Source organism: Candidatus Pelagibacter sp. Uisw_137 (genome assembly GCF_047720245.1).
Taxonomy (GTDB): domain Bacteria; phylum Pseudomonadota; class Alphaproteobacteria; order Pelagibacterales; family Pelagibacteraceae; genus Pelagibacter.
This window is the reverse complement of record NZ_CP159811.1, coordinates 1063704-1087496: the sequence shown is the minus strand read 5'-3', so window position 1 is coordinate 1087496 and position 23793 is coordinate 1063704. Positions and strand designations below refer to the sequence as shown.

The 23793-nt window shown below is 29.7% G+C and carries 18 protein-coding genes and 1 tRNA gene; 12 read left to right on the top strand and 7 right to left on the bottom strand.

The genetic code is table 11. The features are described from left to right. The first annotated feature begins 88 nt into the window (after window positions 1-88). Both ABXT61_RS05795 and ABXT61_RS05790 read left to right on the top strand, forming a co-directional pair. A complete protein-coding gene (locus tag ABXT61_RS05795; RefSeq protein ID WP_415314895.1) occupies window positions 89-538 on the top strand; it encodes a YtoQ family protein in 450 nt (149 codons plus the stop codon). Beyond that, a complete protein-coding gene (locus ABXT61_RS05790; RefSeq protein WP_415314894.1) occupies window positions 538-1191 on the top strand; it encodes an NAD(P)H-binding protein in 654 nt (217 codons plus the stop codon). Before ABXT61_RS05795 ends, ABXT61_RS05790 begins: the two co-directional genes overlap by 1 nt. A 5-nt stretch (window positions 1192-1196) precedes the next feature. On the opposite strand, the gene ABXT61_RS05785 is transcribed toward ABXT61_RS05790, so the two are convergent. After that, window positions 1197-2216: an NAD-dependent epimerase/dehydratase family protein gene (locus tag ABXT61_RS05785; RefSeq protein ID WP_415314892.1), complete on the bottom strand. Its 1020-nt coding sequence runs from the start codon at window positions 2214-2216 to the stop codon at window positions 1197-1199. Between the two features lie 105 nt (window positions 2217-2321). On the opposite strand from ABXT61_RS05785, the gene ABXT61_RS05780 reads away from it, so the two are divergent. After that, complete coding sequence (locus ABXT61_RS05780) at window positions 2322-2699, top strand: winged helix-turn-helix transcriptional regulator (protein ID WP_415314891.1); 378 nt, start codon at window positions 2322-2324, stop codon at window positions 2697-2699. A 1-nt stretch (window position 2700) separates the two neighbouring features. Here the strand turns inward: ABXT61_RS05780 and trxB are convergent, their stop codons facing one another. Continuing rightward, a complete protein-coding gene (trxB, locus tag ABXT61_RS05775; RefSeq protein WP_415314890.1) occupies window positions 2701-3645 on the bottom strand; it encodes a thioredoxin-disulfide reductase in 945 nt (314 codons plus the stop codon). A gap of 21 nt (window positions 3646-3666) precedes the next feature. Here trxB and ABXT61_RS05770 point away from each other — a divergent pair, with 21 nt between their 5' ends. The 3 genes from ABXT61_RS05770 to ABXT61_RS05760 all read left to right on the top strand — a co-directional run bounded on the left by ABXT61_RS05770 (window position 3667) and on the right by ABXT61_RS05760 (window position 6502). Continuing rightward, the gene (locus ABXT61_RS05770) at window positions 3667-4620 is read left to right on the top strand and encodes a mitochondrial fission ELM1 family protein (RefSeq protein ID WP_415314888.1); all 954 of its coding nucleotides are present in this window, start codon (window positions 3667-3669) and stop codon (window positions 4618-4620) included. Beyond that, window positions 4607-5269: a hypothetical protein gene (locus ABXT61_RS05765; RefSeq protein ID WP_415294751.1), complete on the top strand. Its 663-nt coding sequence runs from the start codon at window positions 4607-4609 to the stop codon at window positions 5267-5269. Before ABXT61_RS05770 ends, ABXT61_RS05765 begins: the two co-directional genes overlap by 14 nt. Before the next feature lie 177 nt (window positions 5270-5446). After that, window positions 5447-6502, top strand: coding sequence for a D-alanine--D-alanine ligase (locus ABXT61_RS05760; protein ID WP_415314887.1), 1056 nt, complete (start codon window positions 5447-5449; stop codon window positions 6500-6502). Here ABXT61_RS05760 and carB read toward each other — a convergent pair. Together carB and carA are read right to left on the bottom strand one after the other, a co-directional pair. Next, on the bottom strand, window positions 6499-9723 hold the full coding sequence (carB, locus tag ABXT61_RS05755) for a carbamoyl-phosphate synthase large subunit (protein ID WP_415314886.1): 3225 nt from the start codon (window positions 9721-9723) through the stop codon (window positions 6499-6501). The genes ABXT61_RS05760 and carB overlap by 4 nt on opposite strands. Next, complete coding sequence (gene carA / locus ABXT61_RS05750) at window positions 9701-10897, bottom strand: glutamine-hydrolyzing carbamoyl-phosphate synthase small subunit (protein ID WP_415314884.1); 1197 nt, start codon at window positions 10895-10897, stop codon at window positions 9701-9703. The genes carB and carA overlap by 23 nt, the downstream gene beginning before the upstream one ends. Window positions 10898-11025: 128 nt before the next feature. Between carA and ABXT61_RS05745 the strand changes: the two genes are divergently transcribed. The 6 genes from ABXT61_RS05745 to ABXT61_RS05720 all read left to right on the top strand — a co-directional run bounded on the left by ABXT61_RS05745 (window position 11026) and on the right by ABXT61_RS05720 (window position 18592). Further along, on the top strand, window positions 11026-11487 hold the full coding sequence (locus ABXT61_RS05745) for a GatB/YqeY domain-containing protein (protein ID WP_415314883.1): 462 nt from the start codon (window positions 11026-11028) through the stop codon (window positions 11485-11487). After that, complete coding sequence (dnaG, locus tag ABXT61_RS05740) at window positions 11487-13262, top strand: DNA primase (RefSeq protein WP_415314882.1); 1776 nt, start codon at window positions 11487-11489, stop codon at window positions 13260-13262. Before ABXT61_RS05745 ends, dnaG begins: the two co-directional genes overlap by 1 nt. A 66-nt stretch (window positions 13263-13328) precedes the next feature. Then, entirely contained in the window at window positions 13329-15152 is a 1824-nt protein-coding gene (rpoD, locus tag ABXT61_RS05735) for an RNA polymerase sigma factor RpoD (protein WP_415314880.1), read from the top strand. Between the two features lie 77 nt (window positions 15153-15229). Next, on the top strand, window positions 15230-16492 hold the full coding sequence (locus tag ABXT61_RS05730; protein WP_415314879.1) for an O-antigen ligase family protein: 1263 nt from the start codon (window positions 15230-15232) through the stop codon (window positions 16490-16492). A gap of 25 nt (window positions 16493-16517) precedes the next feature. Next, window positions 16518-16592, top strand: a tRNA-Val gene (locus ABXT61_RS05725). Window positions 16593-16783: 191 nt separating this feature from the next. After that, on the top strand, window positions 16784-18592 hold the full coding sequence (locus ABXT61_RS05720) for a hypothetical protein (protein WP_415314878.1): 1809 nt from the start codon (window positions 16784-16786) through the stop codon (window positions 18590-18592). An 8-nt stretch (window positions 18593-18600) separates the two neighbouring features. Here ABXT61_RS05720 and ABXT61_RS05715 read toward each other — a convergent pair whose 3' ends face one another. The 3 genes from ABXT61_RS05715 to ABXT61_RS05705 all read right to left on the bottom strand — a co-directional run bounded on the left by ABXT61_RS05715 (window position 18601) and on the right by ABXT61_RS05705 (window position 23729). Next, a complete protein-coding gene (locus tag ABXT61_RS05715) occupies window positions 18601-18945 on the bottom strand; it encodes a hypothetical protein (RefSeq protein ID WP_415314877.1) in 345 nt (114 codons plus the stop codon). Then, on the bottom strand, window positions 18945-21065 hold the full coding sequence (locus ABXT61_RS05710; protein ID WP_415314875.1) for an autotransporter domain-containing protein: 2121 nt from the start codon (window positions 21063-21065) through the stop codon (window positions 18945-18947). Before ABXT61_RS05710 ends, ABXT61_RS05715 begins: the two co-directional genes overlap by 1 nt. Before the next feature lie 165 nt (window positions 21066-21230). Next, window positions 21231-23729, bottom strand: coding sequence for an autotransporter outer membrane beta-barrel domain-containing protein (locus tag ABXT61_RS05705; protein WP_415314874.1), 2499 nt, complete (start codon window positions 23727-23729; stop codon window positions 21231-21233). Window positions 23730-23793: the final 64 nt, after the last annotated feature.

Genomic DNA, 23793 nt, shown 5'->3' with positions numbered 1-23793 from the left:
GATTAGTAATAATTTGTTACAAGCAAATTAGACCTTATAATGAATTAAAAAAAGATATTTTAACTAAAAAAACAATAAGGAAATATAAATGTTAAGTGTATATTTGGCAGGTGAAATTCACAGTAATTGGAGAGAGGAAATTATTCAACTTTGTGAAAAAGAGAAATTAGATGTTAAATTTACATCTCCTGTAACTGATCATGAGGCATCTGACAATTGTGGTGTAGAAATTCTAGGAGCAGAAGAAAAAAATTTTTGGAAAGATAGAAAAGGTGCTAATATCAATTCCATTCGAACCAAAAAATCTATTCAAGATTGTGATGTAATTATTGTTAAGTTTGGTGAAAAATTTAAGCAATGGAATGCAGCTTTTGATGCAGGTTATGCTACAGCACTTAATAAATCTATGATTGTTATTCATAACGATGATCATCAACATGCACTTAAAGAAGTGGATGGCTCTGCTGCAGCTGTTGCTTCAGATCAAAAACAAGCTTTTCGTATATTGAAATATATATTGCAAGGTTCCTTAAAGTAATGAAAACAGCTTTGTTATTTGGCTCATCCGGCTTAGTTGGAGGACATCTTCTTAATCAATTAATTAAAGATACTAATTACTCTAAAATAAAATTATTTGTTCGTTCAGTTCCTGAAATTAACGATCCAAAAGTAGAGATTATTAAGACTGATTTTAGTAATTTACAAAATCACAATGAAGATATCAAAGGAGATGATTGTTTTGTTTGTATTGGTACAACAAAAAAAAATTCACCTGATAAAGATGAATATAAAAGGGTTGAACTTGATATTCCTAAAGAAATTGCAAAAATTGCAAAATCAAATTTGGTTAACTCATTTATCTTTGTCTCTGCATTATATGCAAACCCCAAGAGTTCGGGAGATTACGTAAGATTCAAAGGACTGGTTGAAGAAGAATTAAAAGAACTTAATTTTCCAAAACTTGGAATAATGAGACCATCTTTTTTAATAGGTAATAGAAAAGAAAAGAGAGCAAGTGAAACAATAGGTATTTTTGTATTTAAGTTACTTTCTTCATTACTTTTAGGTCCTTTAAAGAAAATGAAACCTATTCATTCCGAAACAGTTGCAAGAGCAATGATAGCTGTTATTCAAAATGATATTCAGCAAACTATTTTTGAGTCTAACGAGATATCAGAAATAAGTAGTTAGTATTTTTAAACTAATCCAAGTCTAATTACTGAGTTGCCAGCATCTATAATACTATTTTTTGCAGGTTTAAATTTCATACCCAATAAATCTTCTGAATATGAAGTATCAGTCTGCATTAAAATTCCAAGATCAGGCAACAGCTTCTTTACAGAAGAGTCAAAGTAGCTGATTAATTTAGCCATAAAAATTGGCATTTCTTTTTTTGGTAGTTTTTTTGCGTACTTTGGAAATGCTTCTTGCATAATTTTAGAAAGCTCGAGCATTTTTTTAACTTCTAAACCAATAATCAATCGTCTTCCATTAACCTTAGTGTTTTTAATAGATAAAACATGTGCTCTTGCTACATCTTTTACATCAGAAATCAATATTCCAAAATCTGGGGCCATTGGATATTTTCCTTTAAGGAAAAGTTCAACATAGCTAGTTGAAGTGTTTGTTTTTTTATCTAAAGCATCACCAAAAACTCCTCCTGGATTAATGACAGTTAATTTATCTTTCAATCCTTTGCTTTCCATTAATTTCCATGCAGCTTGTTCAGCTTTAGTTTTTGATACAATGTAGTCATACGATCCACTCCAATCAGTATCTGACCAATCGTTTTCCCCAAAAGTATATGGATTTGTTCTATTAGGTTTTTTAAACATAGCAGCTATTGACGAAGTAAGAATTATTTTTTCAACATTAGCTTCTATACCAGCATTTAAAACTCTTAACGCCCCACCTTTAGCAGCTGGAACTAAAGCCTCTCTATTTCTTGAACTTTTCATAGGGTAGGGAGAAGCAGTATGTATAATATATTTACAATCTTTAGCAGCCTCAACCCAACCATCATCTTTTAATAAGTCCAATTCAACAAATGATAATTTATCTGTTGAAACATATTCGCTTAGAGTTTTCTTTGTTTTATCTAATGAATTTTGGCTTCTAACAGTTCCTAAAACTTCATATCCAGAATTTAATAATTCAATCGCTATATGTTTTGCTATCCAGCCACTTATTCCAGTTAATAATACTTTATTTGTCATTTTGTTGTTCCTTTTAATTAAATTTTTGTTTTGATACATATGGACATAAATAATCTTTTATCAACTAATTATAATCTTACTAGTCACTTCAAAGTTACTTAAATCATGACTGGTCATTTTTTGTTATTAGTTTACAAAATAGATGTGGAAAAAATTAATCAAAAACAATCATGTCCTTTTTCAAACGTTATGGAATTATTAGGAGGAAAATGGAAAATTTTTATTATTGCAAGAATCTATGAAAATAAGAAAATAAGATTTAATGAGCTTAAAAAAATAGTAACTAATATCAGTTCCCAAGTTTTGGCAAGAAAACTTGATGAAATGAGAAAAGATGATTTGGTTGTTAAAATTATTAATAAATCTCAAAACGTAGAATATAAATTAAGTGAATTTGGAAATTCAGCAATACCAATAATATCTGCTCTAAAAAAATGGAGCTTAGGTAGAAAAAAAGAAATTTCTAAAATAGTTAATATTTAAGTTAGTGAGATAAGAATTTTTCAGCCTCAAGTGCAGCCATGCAACCCATTCCAGCAGCAGTTACAGCTTGTCTGAACGTTTTGTCTTTAACATCACCCGCAGCATAAACTCCAGGGATATTAGTTTCTGTTAAATCTGGTTTAGTTAATAAATAACCTTCTTTATCCATATCTAATTGATCTTTAAAAAGAGCCGTTGCTGGATCATGACCAATTGCAATGAATAAGCCATCTATTTTCATTTCTTCAATTTTATTTGTTTTAAGATTTTTAACTTTAATCGCTGTAACATTTTTAGGTTCGCTATCCCCAATAACCTCTTCAACAGCACTATCCCAAATTATTTCAATTTTTTTATTTGCCATTAATTTTTTTTGAAGTAATTTTTCTGCTCTTAAAGTATCTCGTCTATGAATTAATTTTACCTTCGATGCAAATTTTGTAAGGAACATTGCCTCTTCTACAGCTGCATTTCCACCACCAACAACTGCTACAACCTTTTCTTTAAAGAAAAAACCGTCACATGTTGCACACGCTGAAACACCAAAGCCTCTATATGCTTGTTCTGATTCTATATTTAACCATCTTGCCTGAGCACCTGTTGAAATAATTATACTATCTGCAGTATATTTTTGTCCACTATCTCCAATAGCTTCAAAAGGTGTAGATTTTAAATTTACAGATCCGATATGATCTTCAATCATTTCTGTACCAACTGCTTTTGCTTGGTCTCGCATTTGATCCATTAACCATGGACCTTGAATTACATCTGAAAAACCCGGGTAATTTTCCACGTCTGTTGTTGTAGTTAATTGTCCACCTGGTTCAGAGCCGTATACTAAAACAGGGCTTAGCATTGCTCGGGCAGCATACACAGCTGCTGTATAGCCAGCTGGACCCGACCCTATTATTAACACTTTTGTGTGTTTAATTGGATTTTCACTCATGCAGAAGTTATATAAGGATAAATGACAAAATTAAAAGGGTTATTATTAACAGAGGGCATGCATGGCATGATTAGCCAAGTTGAAGGATTAGCTAAGGCTTTAGATTTAGATTTTATACACGAGAAGATTGAAATTAATAATTTTTGGAAATTATTTCCACCAAAAGTAACACCCATTCAAGATTTTGTTTTTAAAAATAAAATTAATAGCCAGTTTGATGTTGTTATTTCTTGTGGAAGAAAAAGTGTAATCCCATCAATTTATTTAAAGAAAAAATTTAAGAATAAGATCATAAATATTCACATTCAAGAACCTAAAGTGTCATTAGATAATTTTGATTTTGTAGTTGCACCCGAACATGATGGTTTAAAGGGCAATAACGTACTAACAAGCAAAGGTGCGGTTCATTATTTAACTAATGATGAGTTGGACCAGAATGAAAATTATTTAAAATCCAGAATTAACAGTCAAAAGAAAATTGTTACCTTAATATTAGGAGGACCAACTAGATATTATGATTATAATAATCAAGTCATAGATGGTATTTTTTCAAAGATTGAGCAAAATTTCTTAAAAAATAATTATCAAGTAATTATTATTCCCTCAATGAGAACTCCTCAGAATATAATAGAAAAAGCTAAGAATTATTTTGATAAAGATCAAATCATAATACCCAATGTTGATAAAAAAGCTTATCTTTCTTCATTAAAAATTTCAGATCATATTATTGTTACTTGCGATTCTACTTCAATGATTTCAGAAGCTGCAATTACTGGAAAGCCAATTTATGTAGCTCAAATGCCAGCAATTAAAAATAATCAGAGATTTAAAAGCTTTTTTAATTTATTCGAGTCTTTAAATATAATAAAAGAATTAAATAATTCTATTGAAAATTGGACTTATACAAAACTAAACGAAACTAATAAAATAGCGAACCAAATAAAAGAAAAAATAAAACTGCATGACTTTTCTTAATTCAATTTTAAATAACTCTAAGGAACACAATGATCCTTTTAAACATTGGGAGTTAAATAAACCATTATCAAATGATGCTATTAATGAAATCATAAGTGCTGACATACCTGATCTAAATCAACTTGATTTAGAATATGATGGAACAAGAGCTATTGATGGGGGTGCACCAGAATTTAGAGAAGGGATAACAAGTGGTGGTAAAGCAATAAAATTTAGATGTTTTATTACAAAAGAAAATAGCAAGAAGTTTCCAGCATTAACAAAACTAATCAATGAACTTCAATCAAAAGAAACATGCTCCAAGATTTCAAGTCTTATAAATAGAGATCTGTCTAATTCTTATGTAAGAGTAGAAGTAATTTGTGATAGAAAAGGATTTTGGCTTAAACCACATTGTGATATTAAAGAAAAACTAGTCTCGTGTCTGTTATTTGTTAATGAATTTAACGAATCTGAGACACTAGGTACTGATTTTTACAATGAAAAGTTAGAAAAAGTTAAAACTGTTCCATATAAAAATAACTATGGTTATTTCTTTACTAGTGGGCCAAATACTTGGCATGGGATGGAAAAGAAGGAGATCGTCAAAGAAAGACGCTGTTTACAAGTTAATTACGTCTCTTTTCCTACAGATTGGAAAGTTAAGTAGTTTTAAATTTGTAGAGACTTGTATCTATCACCACTGATAAGGCGTACACTTAGTTTTTTTTAGATACTGCCAGATAATTTTACACTTCATTACTTAGGCAATAATTTTTTAGAAAACAACTTTATTAGAATAGCCCATCATCCATGTTTTTTTGCATGGGTATGTGCTGGATTTATTATGATTATAAAAGACATAGCTAAACAAGGAATTCCAGAAATAGGTAATATTTTACCTTTAAAAAAAAATAATATTATTACAATAAAAATTAGTAAGACTATAGAAATAGTCGTAGTCCCTAATTTGGGTGAGGTAGATTCACATCAAGATAATGTTGGAATCATCATAGAAGAAAAAAATGTTCTAAGAATTTTATCTAAACGATATAAAAATGTTTTAATTACTGAAATTAACTCAGAAGAAGATCTTGAAGCCCTAGTTAAAAGAAAGCCTGATTTAGTATTCTCTGGTGTTAAGTATTTCTTTTTTAATAATAGAAATATTTGGCTAAATGACTATTTAGAGATGTTTGAAATTCCATATATCGCCTCAAGTAAAGCAGCTCTTGATAATGAAAGTGATAAAAATAGAGCAAAGAAGATTATGCAAAAAAATAATATTAGAACTGCAGATTTTTTTATAACAAACCCTGGTGAATACTTAAAAGAATCTTCAATACCAATAAAATTTCCCCTTTTTATAAAACCAGTAACTGGTGGAGATAGTAGAGGTGTGGATAGAAATTCAATTGTATTTAATTTTGAAGATTTTACCTCAAAAGTATTAGATATTAAGATAAAGCAAAACTCACCTTCTTTAGTTGAAACATATTTAGCAGGAAAAGAATATAGTGTTGGTATTTTTGAAGATAGCATTGATGGAACTTTAAGAGCTATGCCAATAGAAATTATCGTAAAAGAAAATATAGACGGTCATTGTATTCTTGATTTTAATGTTAAAAAAAATGATGAAGAGAGTGTAATTCTTGTTTCTGATATTGTAGTTTTTGACAAACTTTCTAAACTAGCAAAAGATTCCTTTAAAGCTTTAGGTGGAAAATCTTTAGGTAGAATAGATATTAAAATGGATCACTTGGGTGTTCCTCATTTTATAGAAGCAAATTTAATGCCAGGTCTTCGAAAAGGTTATTTCTATAGATCGTGTGTGCTAAATCTTGATATGAGTTACGAAGATATGATTTTCAGTATTGCAAATACCGGTTTGTCTTCGCATTAAATATCTTGAAGTGCAGTTACTGTAATCTCTTTTGTTTTTAAAGATCTAATCCCCATCAAGCAAGCTTGAGCAGTAGACATGTTCGTGCAGTAAGGAACTTTGTTACCTAGTGTTGCTCTTCTTAAAGCCATTGCATCATGAAGACGATGCTCACTATTTCCACCACCCGTATTAATAACTAAGGCAATTTTTTTAGAATTTAGTACATCAACAATGTGAGGTGACCCTCCACTAACCTTGTTTATTGTTTTGCATTTTATTCCATATTTACGAATGTGGTCTGCAGTTCCACCTGTTGCACATAAAGTAAAATTTAATTTTATTAATTGTTTTGCTAAATCTACACCTTCATCTTTATGGCCATCTTTGAGAGAAATAAATGCTAAACCTTTTGTTGGTAATGAGTTTGAAGCAGCAATTTGGCTTTTTGCATAAGCCATACCAAAATCCTTATCAAATCCCATTACTTCACCTGTTGATTTCATCTCAGGCCCCAATAATAAGTCACTATTTGGGAATTTATTGAAAGGAAATACCGCTTCTTTAACTGCAAATAAGTTTTTATTTTTACCTCTTAAGTTAAATTTAGATAATTTTTCACCAGTCATTACTCTTGAGGCAATTTTTGCAAGAGGTAATCCTTTGGCCTTAGATACAAAAGGAACTGTTCTGCTTGCTCTTGGATTTACTTCTATTACATAAATTTCATCATTTTTAATAGCAAATTGAATATTCATAAAGCCTTTAACATTTAACGCTAAAGCTAATTTTTTTGTTTGAACCTCTATTTCTGTTATCAACTTTGGTTTAATAGATATAGGAGGTAAAGAGCATGCAGAATCTCCGGAGTGAATACCTGCTTCTTCAATGTGCTGCATGATACCTGCAACAAAAACTTCTTTCCCATCAGATATTGCATCCACATCTACTTCCATAGCGTGACTAATAAACTTATCTATTAATATTGGATTATCCTCTGCAGCTTTAAATGCCTCTTCTACAAAGTTTTTTAATTGGCTTTTCTCATGAACAATTTCCATCGCTCTTCCACCTAACACATAAGAAGGTCTTACCATTAATGGCAGACCAATTTTTTCAGCAATTTGAATGGCTTGCTTGTAAGTTTTGGCAATACCACTTTCAGCTTGTTTTAATTTTAATCTATCAAGTAACTTTCTAAATCTGTCTCTATCTTCAGCTAAATCTATTGATGTGTACTGCGTACCTAAAATTGGAAGCCTGTTATCATGTAGAAATTTTGCAAGTCTTATAGGGGTTTGTCCACCAAATTGAGCAATGATCCCTACAAGGTTTCCTTTTTGCTGTTCTTTTTTAATAATATTATAAACATACTCTTCTTTAAGAGGTTCAAAATAAAGCCTATCACTTGTGTCGTAGTCTGTTGAAACTGTTTCAGGATTACAGTTAATCATTATAGTTTCAAAACCACTATCTTTAAGAGCATAACTTGCTTGGCAACAACAATAATCAAACTCAATACCTTGACCTATACGATTTGGTCCACCACCTAAAATTATGATTTTTTTTCTTGAAGAAGGTTCTGCTTCACACTCTGAATTCAAAGCATAATTTCTTTGATATGTTGAGTACATATAAGGCGTGAAAGATTTAAATTCAGCAGCACAGGTGTCTACTTTTTTATAAACTGGTAATACTTTTAAAGCAGTTCTTTTTTTCCTAACAAGGTCTTCAGGAATTTTAGTGATTTCAGATAGTTTTTTATCAGAAAAACCTATTGATTTAATTCTATTAAATTCATTGTAGTCTTTAGGGAGACCTTTTTTTTGTATTTGATTTTCTTCATCAACAATTTCTTTTATTTGCTCTAAAAACCAAGGATCTATTTTACAAAGTTGGTGAATTCTTTTAATGTTGATTTTTTTTCTAAATGCTTCAGCAGCTAATAATATTCTATTTGGAATATTTTTTTTTAATTCTTTTTCCATTTCTTTTTTGCTAAGTGGAAAAATTCGATCTAAGCCTGAAAAGCCAATTTCAAGAGAAACCAATGCTTTTTGAAGAGATTCTTTAAAGTTTCTACCAATTGCCATTGCTTCACCAACCGATTTCATTGAAGTTCCAAGAATTGCCTCAGAAGTAGAGAATTTTTCAAAGGTAAACCTTGGTATTTTAGTTACAACATAATCAATGCTAGGTTCAAAAGAAGCAGGTGTTGTTTTTGTAATTTCATTCTTTAATTCATCAAGTGTGTAACCAACAGCTAGTTTTGCTGCAACTTTTGCAATTGGAAACCCTGTTGCTTTAGAAGCAAGAGCTGAAGATCTCGAAACTCTTGGGTTCATTTCAATGATAACCATTCTGCCGTCTTTAGGATTGATTGCAAATTGAACATTTGAACCACCTGTTTCTACTCCAATTTTTCTAAGACAAGCAATTGAGGCATTTCTCATAACCTGGTACTCTTTATCCGTAAGTGTTAGAGCGGGTGCAACTGTAATTGAATCTCCCGTGTGAATTCCCATTGGGTCAATGTTTTCAATAGAACAAATAATAATACAGTTGTCTTTTTTATCTCTAACAACTTCCATTTCAAATTCTTTCCAACCCTCAAGGCATTCCTCAATTAAAATTTGGCTAACAGGGGACTCGTGTAAACCATCTTTAACTATTTTAAGATATTCTTTTTCAGTTTTGGCAATTCCTCCACCCAAACCACCCAAAGTAAACGCAGGTCTAATTATTGCAGGTAATCCAATTTGTTTTAAAGCTTTTGCTGCATCCCTAATATGATTTACCACTTTAGATTTTGGTAAGTCCAAACCAATATCTAACATGTTTTTTCTGAATTTTTTTCTGTCCTCAGCATTAGAGATTGCTTTAGAATTTGCACCAATTAATTCAATCTTATATTTTTTAAGAATTTCTTTTTTCTCTGCTTCCATTGCTAAATTCAAAGCAGTTTGGCCACCCATTGTTGGTAAAATTGCATCTGGCTTTTCTTTTTTTATAATTTTTTCTAATACCTCTAAAGTTATAGGCTCAATATAAGTTTTATCTGCAACACCAGGATCTGTCATGATAGTTGCTGGATTAGAGTTGATTAAAATAACTTTATAACCCTCATCTTTAAGGGCTTTACAGGCTTGTGTCCCTGAGTAGTCAAATTCACAAGCTTGACCTATGATAATTGGTCCAGCACCAACGACTAGTATAGTTTTAAGATCTTTTCTTTTTGGCATTTTTTTTTATGTTGTTAATAAACTCTTCAAATAAGTAAACACTATCTTGTGGCCCTGGATTTGATTCAGGGTGATATTGAACAGAAAAAACAGGTTTATTTTTTAATCTAATTCCTTCAATGCAATTATCAAATAAAGATTTGTGAGTGACTTCAATATTTTTTGGTAATGTTGCTCTTACAATTTCAAAGCCATGATTTTGACTGGTGATTTCAACATTATCTTTAATTAAGTTTTTAACTGGATGATTAGCACCTCTATGACCTAGTTTCATTTTTTTAGTTTTTGCACCAAGTGCTAGGGCTAGAATTTGATGACCAAGACAAATTCCAAAAATAGGTAAATTATTTTTGATTAATTCTTTAATGATTTCAATTGCATATTTTCCAGTTGCTGCAGGGTCACCAGGACCATTGGATAAAAAGATCCCATTTGGCTTTAATTTAAGGATGTCTTTTGCACTCGTTTTGCACGAAACCACAGTTACTTTACAATTAAGATCTGAGAAATACCTTAGGATATTTTTCTTAATGCCATAGTCAATTGCAACAACATGTAGTGAATTTTTCTTATTTTTTAAGTAACCAGTTTCCTTTTTCCAAGTTTTAAAACCTGACCAAATATAATTTTTTTTAGTAGTTACTTGTTCTGCTAAATCTAAATTATTTAATCCACTCCACTTTGCCGTAACATTTGTCAATTTGCTAATATTGAAATTACCTTTATTAGAAAAAGAAATAGTACCTTTAGGAGCTCCTTTATCTCTAATATAATTAGTTAAACCTCTAGTATCTAAACCAGTGATCCCAACAATTTTATTTTTTTTTAACCACAGGTCTAAATTAACTAAAGATCTATAATTAGAAGGACTTGTTATCTCAGAGTTAAAAATTACACCTTTGGTCCAAACTTTATCAGATTCTAAATCTTGCTTGTTAGTTCCAACGTTACCAACGTGAGGAAAGGTAAAATTGATAATTTGTCCAGCATAAGAGGGATCTGATATAATTTCTTGATAGCCTGTTAGAGAAGTATTGAAACACACTTCACCTGTCGCTGTTCCTTGATAGCCAATACCAACCCCTTTAAAGATTGTTTTGTTTTCAAGAACTAAAACGCCTGTGTGAATCTGTGAGATTTTGTTAGAGCTAATTTTTTTTGCTTTTTTGATCAATTACAACTCATGAGTTAAAGGTTAATACAATAAAACCCTAATTATCGCAACAGAGATGTATTATAAAAATATAAAAAAACAATTTTTCTTTTGAAGAATTTTCACTTTGCAGTAGATTAAAAAATATTATGGCATTGAAAAAAAAAATTGAAACTAACTATAAAAATTCTCTAAAATCAAAAAATAAGGTTGAAATCTCAACCTACAGGTTAATTTTATCTGGAATAAAAGACCTTGATATTGTCAATCGATCTGGCGCCAACATTAAAGAAACAGATGATGAGGATATTAAAAAACTTTTAAAGAAAATGATCAAGCAAAGAACCGAATCAATAGAGATCTATAAAAAAAATGACAGGATGGATTTGCTAGAAGTTGAGCAAAATGAATTTGATCTTTTATCTAGTTTTTTACCACAACAGTTAAGCGATGAAGAAACAAAAAAAATATGTGTTGATACAATAAGTAAATTGGGTGCTGCATCAATTAAAGACATGGGTAAAGTAATGGGTGAATTGAAAAAGTCATACCCTGACAATCTAGATTTTGCTAAAGCAGGACTCTTATTCAAAGAACTACTAAATAAATAATGAAATACCCAAAAGAGTATTTAGACGAAATTAAAACTCGTTTAAAGGTTTCGACAGTTGTGTCAAAGTCTGTCAGTCTAAAAAAAAGAGGTAAAGAATTTGTAGGCTTATCACCTTTTAAAACTGAAAAAACACCTTCGTTTACAGTTAATGATGAAAAGGAATTTTATCATTGTTTTGCAACATCAGAACATGGAAATATTTTTGATTTTGTAATGAAAACTCAAAATTTGAAATTTGGAGAAGCTGTAAAATCATTAGCAAATCTTGCGGGTATGAGACCTTATACATTTTCAAAGCAAGATGAAGAACGTGAAAAAAATTGGCAAGAATACTGTTCAATCTATAATCAATATGTTCAATTTTATCATGATGAAATTTTAAAAAATGAAAGCTTAACTATTGCGAGAGACTATTTAAAGAAAAGGAACCTTAGTAAAGATGAGGTAAAAAAATTTAAAATAGGATTTGTTGAAAGAAACTCTAATTTTTATGAAAAATTAAAAGATGAATTTAGTGAAAAAGTTTTAGTTGAAAGTGGTCTTTTTTATTTAGATGAAAAAAAGAATACATATATTGAAAGATTTCGAGATAGAATAATATTTCCAATTAATAATATTTCAGGTCAACCTATTGGGTTGGGAGGAAGAACTATCCAAGAAAATAACTATTCAGCAAAATATATTAATTCTCCTGAAACACCTTTTTTTAAAAAGGGTTCTAACTTATATAATTTAGATTTAGCTAGAAGGTTATCCAATAAAATAGATCATGTATATTTAGTTGAGGGATATATGGATGTCGTTGGCTTAAGTAAAAATGGAATTGAAAATGTTGTAGCTAATCTTGGAACATCTTTAACAGATAGGCAAATTTTAATGCTTAACCAATTCTTTGAAGATATAATTATTTGTTTTGATGGTGATGAAAGTGGTTACAAAGCAGCACTTAGAGCGGCAGAAAATTCAATTAAAGAGCTACAACCAGAAAAACAAATTTCATTTCTTTTTTTACCAGATGGAGAAGACCCTGATAACTATGCAAATAAAAATGGTAAAGCAAACTTTATTGATTTTACTAAACAAGCAAAAATTTCAATTCATCAATTTATATTTAACCATTATAAACAACAAACTGAGAACAATCCTTCATCAATGGCTATTTTTGAAAAAAAATTAAGAGCTATTGCTGCAACTATTAAAGATGATTTTATAAAAAAATATGTACTAGAGTTTTTCTTGGAGAAAATTTCATCTTTAACCCCACATAGCAATGTAGGCAAAAAACAATTTTATACTAAAAAAGTTAAATCATTAAAGTCTACTCAAAAACACTTTAACGAAAGTAAATTATTGAGTGGTGTGGAGATTAAAGAGTTCTCATTACTTTATTTGGTAATGAATAATTTAGATTTATTTCAAGAAAATATTCACATGATTGAAAATATAAATCTATTTAGTGAAGAAAATAAATTAATTCTTGAAACTTTGATAACCAAATTAAAGAGTGGAGAAAAACTCACCTTAGATCAAATTCCAATTGACCCTCAATTAACTGAAAAGATTTTTAAATTTGCCTCGATAAAACATATTCTCAATAATCATCAAAATGATCAGAATAAAATGTTTGAATTATTAGAAGAAGTCTCTAGAGACCTTAAAAACTACGATTTAGAGTTTAGAATTGAAGAACTTGAGTCAAAATTCTCTAAAGATTTAAGCGAAAGTACTTTCAATGAAATAAGAGAGCTAAAAAAACAAAAAAACATCAATTAAATCCTTCAAAAAATACGTGGATTTTTCTCAAATTGCGCTTATATAAGTCATCTCAAATATACTATTGTGGAAAGAATAATTACAAAATCATTTGCTAGACTTATGGGTCGTGGAACTCATAGAGGATTTGTTACTTTTGATGAGCTAAATAAATCATTAGGTAAGAGAAATCTTACAGACGAAAATTTAGAACAAGCCTTCATGCACATTCTTGATGAGAATGTAGCACTGGTAGAAAAAAAATCTGATTTTAAAGTTTTAAGAAAAAAAGAAAATTCATCTAAAGAAGAGGGTAAGGCAATTGAGAAAAGTGATGACCCTATAAGAATGTATTTAAGAGAGATGGGTGGAGTAGAACTCTTATCTCGTGAAGGTGAAATTGCAATTGCAAAAAGAATAGAAGCTGGAAAAGATGTAATGCTTATTGCATTAGCACAAAGCCCAATTACTGCACAACAATTTGTAGAGTGGGATGAAAAACTTCAATGTGATGAAATTTTAGTTAGAGAAATTATTGATATTGACACTAACTACATGGAAGACGAAAATACTGGTCCAAGCGCTAAACAAAGAAATTCTGGTGAAACTGATAAAAATGATGAAAATAATGGAGACGATGATGAGTTTAATCCAACGCTTGCAGCAATGGAAACTGAAATCAAACCAAAAGTTTTAAAAACTGTAAATACTTTAACAAAAGAATATGCAAAATTAATCAAGTATCAAAAAACAAAACTTGATGGTATTTTGAACTCAGTAAACTTCTCAACCGCTAAAGAAAAAGGACATGATAAAATTGTAAGTGATATTTTAGAAAATATTAAATCATTACAGTTATCACCATCTGTACTAGAGGAATTGGTTCAAAAGCACTATGTGGAAAATAAAAAAATTGTTTCGCTAGAAGGAAATCTTTTAAGATTGGCAATGGATCAAAAAATTCCGAGAAATGAATTTATTAAGTTTTATATTGGCAATGAAATTAATCCAAATCTTAAAAAGTTCCTGGATACTAACACCATGTGGAAACAGTTTTTTTCTAAAAATAAAGATGAATTTAAAAACATAAGAGAAAGATTAATTGAGATTAGTCATAAACTTGGAATTTCAGTAACTGATTATAAAAAAATAGTTAGCCGAGTCCAAAAAGGTGAAAAAGAATCTAGAATTGCAAAAAAAGAAATGGTTGAAGCAAACTTAAGATTGGTAATTTCAATTGCAAAAAAATATACAAATAGAGGACTTCAATTTTTAGATCTTATTCAAGAAGGAAATATTGGTCTTATGAAAGCTGTAGATAAATTTGAATACAGAAGAGGTTATAAGTTTTCAACATATGCTACTTGGTGGATCAGACAAGCAATCACAAGATCTATTGCTGACCAAGCTCGTACAATAAGAATTCCAGTTCACATGATTGAAACTATTAATAAAATTGTAAGAACCCAAAGATTAATTTTAAGTGAGTTTGGAAGAGAGGCTACACCTGAAGAACTAGCGCAAAAATTAAGAATGCCTTTAGACAAAGTTAGAAAAGTTTTAAAAATATCAAAAGAACCCGTATCTCTTGAAAAACCAGTTGGAGATGAAGAAGATAGTAGTTTGGGTGATTTTATTGAGGATACAAAAGCATTAGCACCTTTAGAACAAGCTATTAAATCAAATTTAAGTGAAGCTACGACTAAAATTTTATCCACTTTAACCCCAAGAGAAGAAAGAGTTCTTAGAATGAGATTTGGTGTTGGGATGAACACGGACCATACTCTTGAAGAAGTAGGTCTTCAGTTTTCTGTAACGAGAGAGCGTATTAGACAAATAGAAGCAAAAGCTCTTAGAAAATTAAAACACCCAAGCAGATCTAAGCAGTTAAAAAGTTTTCTAGAAAGTTAAAATAAACCGAGTTTATTACGTACAATTAATTTTATATGTTTATTTCTAATAACTAAATAGAGTATTAATTGATTAAAATGAATAATAAAATTCTTAATCCTTATTTTCTTTTATTATTTTCCTTTATACCTGTATCAATAATTATTGGACCATCAGTTTCACTGATAAATATTCTGCTAATTGATTTTTCATTTATTTTTTTAATTTTGTTTAAAAAAGATTATAAATTTTTTTCTAATAAAACTGTAAAACTTATAATATTTCTTTTTTTATATTTAATTTTTAACTCAATTATCTCAAAAGATTTTTCAATGAGTTTTAATAGAAATTTTGGTTTTGTTAGATTTGGCATACTATTTTTAGCATTTAATTATTTTTTTTATAACAAGAGCTTTGTTAATAAAGTTTTGATTGTATGGATACTTACTTTATCTATTTTATCTTTAGACACCTTTATAGAAAGTATTTTTGGAAAAAATATTCTTGGCAATGGTGAGGAATATGGTGCAAGGATAGTTAGCTTCTTCAAGGATGAGCCAATTGTAGGTGGATACATTAATGGATTTTATCTAATCATCATTGGGTATTTGTTTTACTTAAATAAAAACATTTCAAATAAGTATAAGTATATCATTTTAATTTTTTCTATATTTTTTATTTCTGCAATAATTTTAACAGGTGAAAGATCTAATGCAATTAAAGCTATTTTTGGTTTTTTTTTATTCTATTTTTTTAATGATTTTTTTAAATTTAAAGAAAAAATATTTTCAATTTTATTATTAATTTTTATATTTGTTTTTTTGCTTAATATCTCCAGTTTTTTAGGATCAAGGTATTCGAGTCAATATTTTAAACCAATAATTTCACTTTTTCAGACCAACAATGAACAAGAAATGAAAGTATCAGAAAGAATTGAATATATTAATAATAGGTATATTCGTCTTTACCAATCTGGATTTGAGGTTTTTAAGAAATATCCAGTTCTGGGAGTGGGAAATAAAAATTATAGAGTGGAAGCATGTTTAATTGAAAAAAATAGTAAATACTTTTGTAACACCCATCCACATCAAACTTATTTTGAGTTTTTAGCTGAACATGGATTAGTAGGAAGCATGATCTTATTTTTTATTTTATTTAATTTAATCTTCGGTAAAATTAAGATTATTCTTATTTCAAAAAATTATCTACAATTGGGTTGTTTAATCTTTTTATCAATCATTTTCATTCCATTCTTGCCCAGTGGAGCTTTTTTTAGTGATTACAATTTAACTATTTTTTGGATTAACTTATCTATCATGTATGCTGTTGGAAAAGAAACAAATGTATATAGATCTAGTTAAATGTTAATTTGTAAAATGTACTTAAGGGACTGTAGCTCAATAGTAGAGTACTGCATTGACATTGCAGGGGTAGTTGGAGCGTAACCAACCAGTCCCACCATCAAAAGCAGTGGGAATAGAAACCTAAAAAAAGTATGGCATTCTTTATATTTTATTACCCAAAATGGGTACATACTATTGCAAAATTACAAATAAAAAATAATTTATAGAGTATTTTTCATCATGATTTTGTTTATGGGAAAATTACTCAATTATTTTTATATTCTTTTTTTTTTATTTTGCTCTTTTCTTATGGGTTCTGCCTATTCAGAAAATATAACAGGAGCCAATACTGTAAATAGTACTAGTAATAACAATACCACTCAAAAAAAATTCAATGATGATGACACATCTTTAACAATTTCAGATTCTATCACTTTATCAACAAGTTCATCATCAACAGTAGATATTAATGCAAAAGATAATGGAACTGTAACAGTTGAGTCTGGCTCTTCAATTTTTTCTAATGGTGCTTCTTCCTCTAATGCAATTCAGGGAAAAAATCAATCAGGCTTATCCGTAACTAACTCAGGAACTATCAGCGCCGGTAATTCTAAAGCCATTAACTTACTGAACGCTGAAAATAGCACTATTACAAATAATTCAGGAGGTATTATTAAAAGTAATACTAATACTATTACTATTACTGAAGGAAATAATGCTGGTGATACAGCTAATAATGTAACAATAAATAATTCTGGAGAGATTTATGCTGAAGATGTTAGTAGAGGAGATACATCTAGTAATGCTGTCAAATCTGAAAGTGACACTGATAATATAACTATAATAAATAATTCAGGAGGACACATTCATAATAATAATAACTATGACAATGCTTTAAGAGGATCAACAGTTTTTGTTTCCTCAGTATCAGCTGCAACATTTACAAATAGCGGTACAATAGAAAATAAAGCTGGTGTTGATGCTTTCGCACTTGGATTAGCTGGAAGTGGTGTCACGGTAAATTTAAAAGATAAAGGAAAAGTAATAGGTAGAATTAGTATAGTAGGTTCAGGTCACACTATTAAATTACAACATGGAGCTGGTCAGGCTTATTTTTATGACATAGATGGAGCTGGAACTTATGACTTAGAAGATTTAGATGGTAACCCAGTTGTTAAAGGTTCAGCTGGATCAATCGGTCAAGGAGGTAATGAGATGTTAGATGAAACATTAAGTTATAAGTCTTTAAATATGAGAAAGTCACTTATTCGTTTTAAAAAAAGTGAGGCATATTTAAATCAAGATGAATGGGGAGAATTTTTCACTACATTTAATAAAAGAAAAGAAAATAAAAGTACTTTAAGACTTGGCAGTAAAACAGCTAGTGTTGGTGCAAATATTATTGAACCTATATCAGAAAATAAAAATTTTATTGTGTCAGTAGAGACTGGTTCACTAAATATTTCCCAAGACCATAATATTAATAAAGTTGGTTTCTTAACAGGATTACATTTTAATGAAGTTGAAATTTTTAATATAAACCCAGATTTATTCATATTGGGAGGAGCAAATTATAATAAGAGTGATAGAAATATTTTAACTAATACAACAACAACTGGTGAGTTAAATATTACAGATTCATATGAAAACTATGAGTTTTTAATTGGAGCTAAGACAAACCTGGAAAGTTTATTTCCAGATTTAAGCCTAAATAATTTATCTCCAGATATAAGCTTAAATTTTGGTTATTCATACACGCCCTCACATGAAGAAAGTAGTTATTTTAAATGGGAAGACAAAGATATTTATAATGGTTCAATAGCCTTAAGTGATGAACACGAAATAATAAAAAATGAAAAAACAAATTTCTATTTATCATGGATAGCTGATGCCAGATCTGTACTTGATGAAAATGTACAAGTTTTTTATGTAAATGGGGTAAAGGGATCTTACTCTCAGAAAAATGATTTAAAAAAGGAATTAAGCTTATCTGCAGGTCTAAATTACGAGTATAAATTTTCAAAAAATGATATTTTTTTAATTTCATTAGATGGACTTCAAACAAGTCAAGACACAAGCGGACTACAAGCGAATTTGAGTTATATTTCTAAATTTTAATTTAATAATTATTCTATAACTTCAATTTCGTTTATGATGCTTACAATTTTTCTACCTTTAAGGACGGCATTCACTCTTGCACATTCATAGTATGCAGATGAACTCTCTTCAGCTGTTTGTTTCATTTCCAAACACCTAGATTTGTTCTTAGTTAATAAATGCTCATATAATTCTGGTGGCTCACCCAAATACATCATAAGACCAATTACTTCACCTTCTTTTTCAAAATCTGCTTTTTCTTCTATATCTGCTACTCTATCAACAACACCAATTTCAAAATTTTGAAAAGCAACAAAGCCTTTATAAAAAATAAAAGCTAAGACTAAATAGAAAGCTATTTTTATTTTACTCATTAAAATTTACTTGATAAAGATAAGTCAGCATTATAATTTTCTTGTTTTGAAAAATCATTTTCTAAATTAAACCCTAAATCAAAACCATTTAACGCTTTAGAAATTTTAAAGCTTGAGGTCATGTCTTCATCAAGGCCAAGTGCAAACTCTGTTTTTTTTCTAGATATAAAACCTATTGATAAAAATAATTCATTAATAAAACCCTTACCAAAAATTTTTTGCCTTTGATAATCAGTCCTAATTATTAAACCTTGATTGTGTACAAAATCAAACCCCTGACCTACTGTAAGTATATTTAAATCTTTTTGATTAGCTCGATAGTCAAAACTTTCGTCGTCTGTCACGTATTTTGTAATTACATGAGAGTCTGAGGCAAACTCTTTACCGTATTCAAGATTAAATCTAGATTTTAAAGTTGAATTTTCTAAATTATGATCTCTGTCTATTAATACTCCTAAAGAAGCCATTAAAGACCTGATGTGTTGTTTGTTAAAGCTAAGCGCCGAACTCGCAGGGCCACTTTCTGTGTAGCTATCAAGTGTTGTATAACTTCCATCAATATGTGCTGTTGGAGTAATAATTACATCACCATCTTCATATTCTCTACCAAAATTAAGTGAACCAAAAGCCTGTTTACCTTTACGGCTACCTGCATTTTTGACACTCTGTCCTTCATATACTCTTAAAATATTAGTATCTAAATAACTAACCCCAAAAACATGTTTTAAAAAATTACGATTATTTAAGCTGTTAGATCCATAAACAGACAAACTTAAAGCATTAGTATCAACTGCAGAACCAAAAGTTCCAACATCAACGTCACTGTAACCAACTCTTAAAGCAACTCCTACTATTTTGTCATTATCTATTTTATCAGCACCCACAGTTATACCAAGGCTATCCATATCTTGCGCAGAACTTAAGGAGCTGTCACCAATTTTTCCAAATCTAATACTACCTTCTGTCCATGCTGTCCAATTTTCAGGTAAACCTTTTTGAATTTGATGAAGTGGATTTAATTTAGCAGGCGTGGAACTTGAAACATTATTAGATATTTTATTGAACAATTCATTTTGAAATAGTAATTCTACTTTTTGTGCATTTGTGTTGTAGCCTTTGTTCGCTCTTAAAATAGTTAGTCTTTTTAAAGCAGACTGGCTTGAGTCATTAGCAAAATTTTTAGCAGTATTAATTTGTGCATCTATTATACCTCTTACATCTTTATCTTTTAAGGGCGTGTCACATGTTGATGAACTAGTGACTTTAAAAGGACAAGTTAAGCTATACTCTCGAACTTCATCATCAGCCCAATTTATGTGATACATTTTTGTTCCAGAAACATTGAAAGCCATGCCACTTATGTTTTCAGCATTGTCATGAGTTGGTGAGAATGTACCAGTTAATGTTGCGGTTGATATATCGAAAGCAGTAGATAAAGCGTATTCATCAATTTTATTATGAGCGTTAGAGCTACCTCTTGATTTTACTACAAACATTTTTGATCCATCAGCATTGAAACCTAGTCCTTGATGAAAATTACCACTTTTTGCATTAGCAAGTGTGTTGGTTAAAGTTTTAGTATCAGGGTTATATGGTGTTGAAAGATTATATTCTTCTACCCGCGTATTTGTCTGATTCAAAATAAACATTTTTGTCCCATCATTATTAAAATCAAATCCTCTTGGGTCACCACCAATAGAAGTAAAAAGGGTATCTGCTACAGTGATCGATCCAATATCATATGGTGTACTTAAAGACCATCTATCAATTCCATCATCATTAGTTCCTAAAATAAAAATTACAGTTCCATCTGAATTAAATTTTACATCTTGTGGTTTATTCTCTACTGTTTGGATAAGCACTGACTTTTCTAAAGTTGCTGAAGTAATATCAAAAGCTGTCGTTAGATTATATTGTAATATTTTATCAGTACCAACTCCTGTAATATACATTTTGGTACCATCAGGTTTAAATGTTATCCCAGTAGCGCTTGCTTCATCGCTTCTGATATTAAAATCAGCAATAAATGTAGGTTCAGCTAAAACTTTTGATAACAATAAAGTCATTGTTATAAAAAAAATAAAAGAATATTTGATTAATTTTTTTAAAAAAAATTTCATAATAAAAAATACCTGATAAATTTTTATTTATTAGCTTTCCTATTGTTATTAGCACCCAAAGTGGGTGTTAAAAATGTAACAACTAAGCTGATTTTGATGAGGTTTTAAACTCTTTACTAATATCTAAGCAAAATTAAAATTTTATTTATATCATTATTAAATTGGCTAAAATTTATTTGAAACCTCTATATTTGCACCATAGTCAGAAATTTTAGTAAATAAATTCATATTAGAGTTTAATTTGAGATTAAAATTATTGATGTCTTTTACGTAACTTAATTTTGCTGAATTATTTGATAAAGGATCAAAATCAAAAGCAAACAGTGTATCTTCCTCAGAGATATGTCCAACTTTAATTAAAAAACTATCTGTGTGTGAAAATTTATCACTGTCAAGATGCTGAAATCTTTCGTAGTTTAATGAAAGTGTAAAGTTGTTATTATAAACGTTCTCATATCCGTAATTTGCTCGAATATTTTTTTGAGAATATTTTTCAACTGTATATTGTTGAGCATTAGAACTTCCTGCATAAGAATATTCAAAAGTAATGTCAGGTGAATAGTCATAAACAAATTCTAAGCCGCCGTTATGGGACATAGTTCCAGTAGAATGTTTTACTGGATCAGAATTAAATAAAAATCCCGTTGCCAAATCACCAGTTTGAAATGTTTCTTTTTCATAAATTAAATTTGTCGCCGCTGAGGAAGTGTTTGTCATAAACTCAGTAAAGTCAGACAATGAAGTTAAAGCATGTTTTATTTTTAGAGATGGTGTCAGGTTAAACTTGCCATATTCACTATCACTTCTAAAATCAATTGATGTAAAAAGTTGTTTACCATTTCTTTGACCAGTTACAACTCCTCCAGTTTTAAGATCGTATTTAAGTGAACTTAAACCAACAACTGTATTAGTGTATCCACTATCTTTTAAAGGGGTAATTAAGTAATAATTTAATGTTAATGAAGCCATCGTGGTGCTAGGACCAGAAGCAGCAAATTTTGATTTACCATCTGCATATCTAATTGCATAACCAGTATAATTATTTTTACTATTTTTTTTATCTGCTCCAAAAGTTAAACCACTAGTACGTATATCCTTGGGTTTTTCCAAATTTATCCCTGGTCCTACTGATTTTCCATGATAAGAACCGATTGTTAAATCACCAAGACTCCAATACAACCAATCACTTTTTTTATTTTTACTTAACTTCTTTTTAAGGGCTACTTGATAAGCAGTTATTGTTTCTGGAAGTTTATCCATCCAAGAATTTAACAGTGGGTTATCTGATTTAATTGCAGTGGTAAAATTATTTAATTTGTTATTATTTATATCTTTTAGACCAATAGTTATAGACTGACCACCTTCTACTTTTTCATTAACTGAAAGTAATTTATCTGGAAGTTTTTTAACCCAGTAATTTAATAATGGGTTATCTGATTTGATGGAAGCAGTAAGATTATTAAGGTTATTACTATTTCTATTTCTTTTTATCCATTCAAATCTTTTAAAAATTATTGAAGTGTTCATACTTATATTATTTTTTGCCAATTGAACTTGAGTACCTAAGCTTGATCTTGGGTCAGATACACAGGCAACTAAACCATAGTTACAAGATAAACTTACTTGCGTAACAACATCTGCACCAGTACCAGCAACCCTCGGACCTAAATCATTAACAATATATAGTTTATCTCCCATACCACTAAAGGCTATTCCAAAAGTTCTTAAACTTAATTCTTCAGGTAAAGTAATTGAACCTATCATAGTCGCAGTGCTCGTTGAAAAAGATGTAGTCAAACTAAATTGAAAAACAGAATCTAAGCTTGTGTTATTATTGTTAGTATCATCAAGCATTAAAACAAACATTGTCATTCCATCTTGGCTAAATTCTACAGCCCATCCATAATCTTTACCACTCGATACATTAGCAATTGTGCGTAAGTCTGTGGTATTGACCAAAGTTATAGATGTAAGATCGTAGGCGGTTGACAAACTGTATTCATCAATATGTTGACCCTCTCTAGTACCATCTAAATAAATAAGTTTTTTTCCATCATTACTAAAGCTAAAGGTTGCATCTCCACCAAGGTCACTTGTTACATTATTAAAATATCTTAAACCTGTAAGATCAAATGGTTCAGCCAAATCAAATCCATGAATTTTTCCCGTTATGTTTCCTAAAAACAGTTTAAGTCCATCTTTGCTGAATTTAATATCTGTACATTTTGTATCATTAGAGTTATCTGTCAGACTTACTTTTGATACTAGTGGATCAGCTGAGTCTACAACCAAAGAAGCGGTTCTTAAATCGTAAGGAGTTGAAAGAGTCATCATTTTTAAACATTTATGAGCATTGTTTAAATATCTATTGGTTACAAAAACTTTTCTGCCATCATTACTAAAAGCTAAACCAGTTGGATCTTGAAAAGCATCGTTCACAATTTGATCTCCTTCTGAGTCAGTTGTGAACGATGCTAGAGGTCTTATTGAGATATCATGTGTTAGAGTAGCTTGAGCTTTAGCTGTTGTCTCAAGAAAAACTATTATACTAGCTATTAAAAAAAATAATTTTAATAGTTCTATTATAATTAGTTCTTTATTTTTTCTAAAAAAAAAATTATTTAAGAGTTTTGTAGATTTAGATTCTTTTAAAATTTTGAGCATTAAATTCTATTAATACATAAGAGATTTTTTATTTGACTTTTAGCTAGCCCAAATTGGGCGACCT

Coding starts and splice junctions, on each gene's coding strand:
- ABXT61_RS05720 (WP_415314878.1), top strand. CDS start 16,784: ATGGGTTCTGCCTATTCAGAAAATATAACAGGAGCCAATACTGTAAAT.
- ABXT61_RS05770 (WP_415314888.1), top strand. CDS start 3,667: ATGACAAAATTAAAAGGGTTATTATTAACAGAGGGCATGCATGGCATG.
- ABXT61_RS05705 (WP_415314874.1), bottom strand. CDS start 23,729: ATGCTCAAAATTTTAAAAGAATCTAAATCTACAAAACTCTTAAATAAT.
- ABXT61_RS05745 (WP_415314883.1), top strand. CDS start 11,026: ATGGCATTGAAAAAAAAAATTGAAACTAACTATAAAAATTCTCTAAAA.
- trxB (WP_415314890.1), bottom strand. CDS start 3,645: ATGAGTGAAAATCCAATTAAACACACAAAAGTGTTAATAATAGGGTCG.
- ABXT61_RS05795 (WP_415314895.1), top strand. CDS start 89: ATGTTAAGTGTATATTTGGCAGGTGAAATTCACAGTAATTGGAGAGAG.
- ABXT61_RS05785 (WP_415314892.1), bottom strand. CDS start 2,216: ATGACAAATAAAGTATTATTAACTGGAATAAGTGGCTGGATAGCAAAA.
- ABXT61_RS05760 (WP_415314887.1), top strand. CDS start 5,447: ATGATTATAAAAGACATAGCTAAACAAGGAATTCCAGAAATAGGTAAT.
- dnaG (WP_415314882.1), top strand. CDS start 11,487: ATGAAATACCCAAAAGAGTATTTAGACGAAATTAAAACTCGTTTAAAG.
- ABXT61_RS05710 (WP_415314875.1), bottom strand. CDS start 21,065: ATGAAATTTTTTTTAAAAAAATTAATCAAATATTCTTTTATTTTTTTT.
- ABXT61_RS05790 (WP_415314894.1), top strand. CDS start 538: ATGAAAACAGCTTTGTTATTTGGCTCATCCGGCTTAGTTGGAGGACAT.
- ABXT61_RS05715 (WP_415314877.1), bottom strand. CDS start 18,945: ATGAGTAAAATAAAAATAGCTTTCTATTTAGTCTTAGCTTTTATTTTT.
- ABXT61_RS05765 (WP_415294751.1), top strand. CDS start 4,607: ATGACTTTTCTTAATTCAATTTTAAATAACTCTAAGGAACACAATGAT.
- carB (WP_415314886.1), bottom strand. CDS start 9,723: ATGCCAAAAAGAAAAGATCTTAAAACTATACTAGTCGTTGGTGCTGGA.
- ABXT61_RS05730 (WP_415314879.1), top strand. CDS start 15,230: ATGAATAATAAAATTCTTAATCCTTATTTTCTTTTATTATTTTCCTTT.
- ABXT61_RS05780 (WP_415314891.1), top strand. CDS start 2,322: ATGACTGGTCATTTTTTGTTATTAGTTTACAAAATAGATGTGGAAAAA.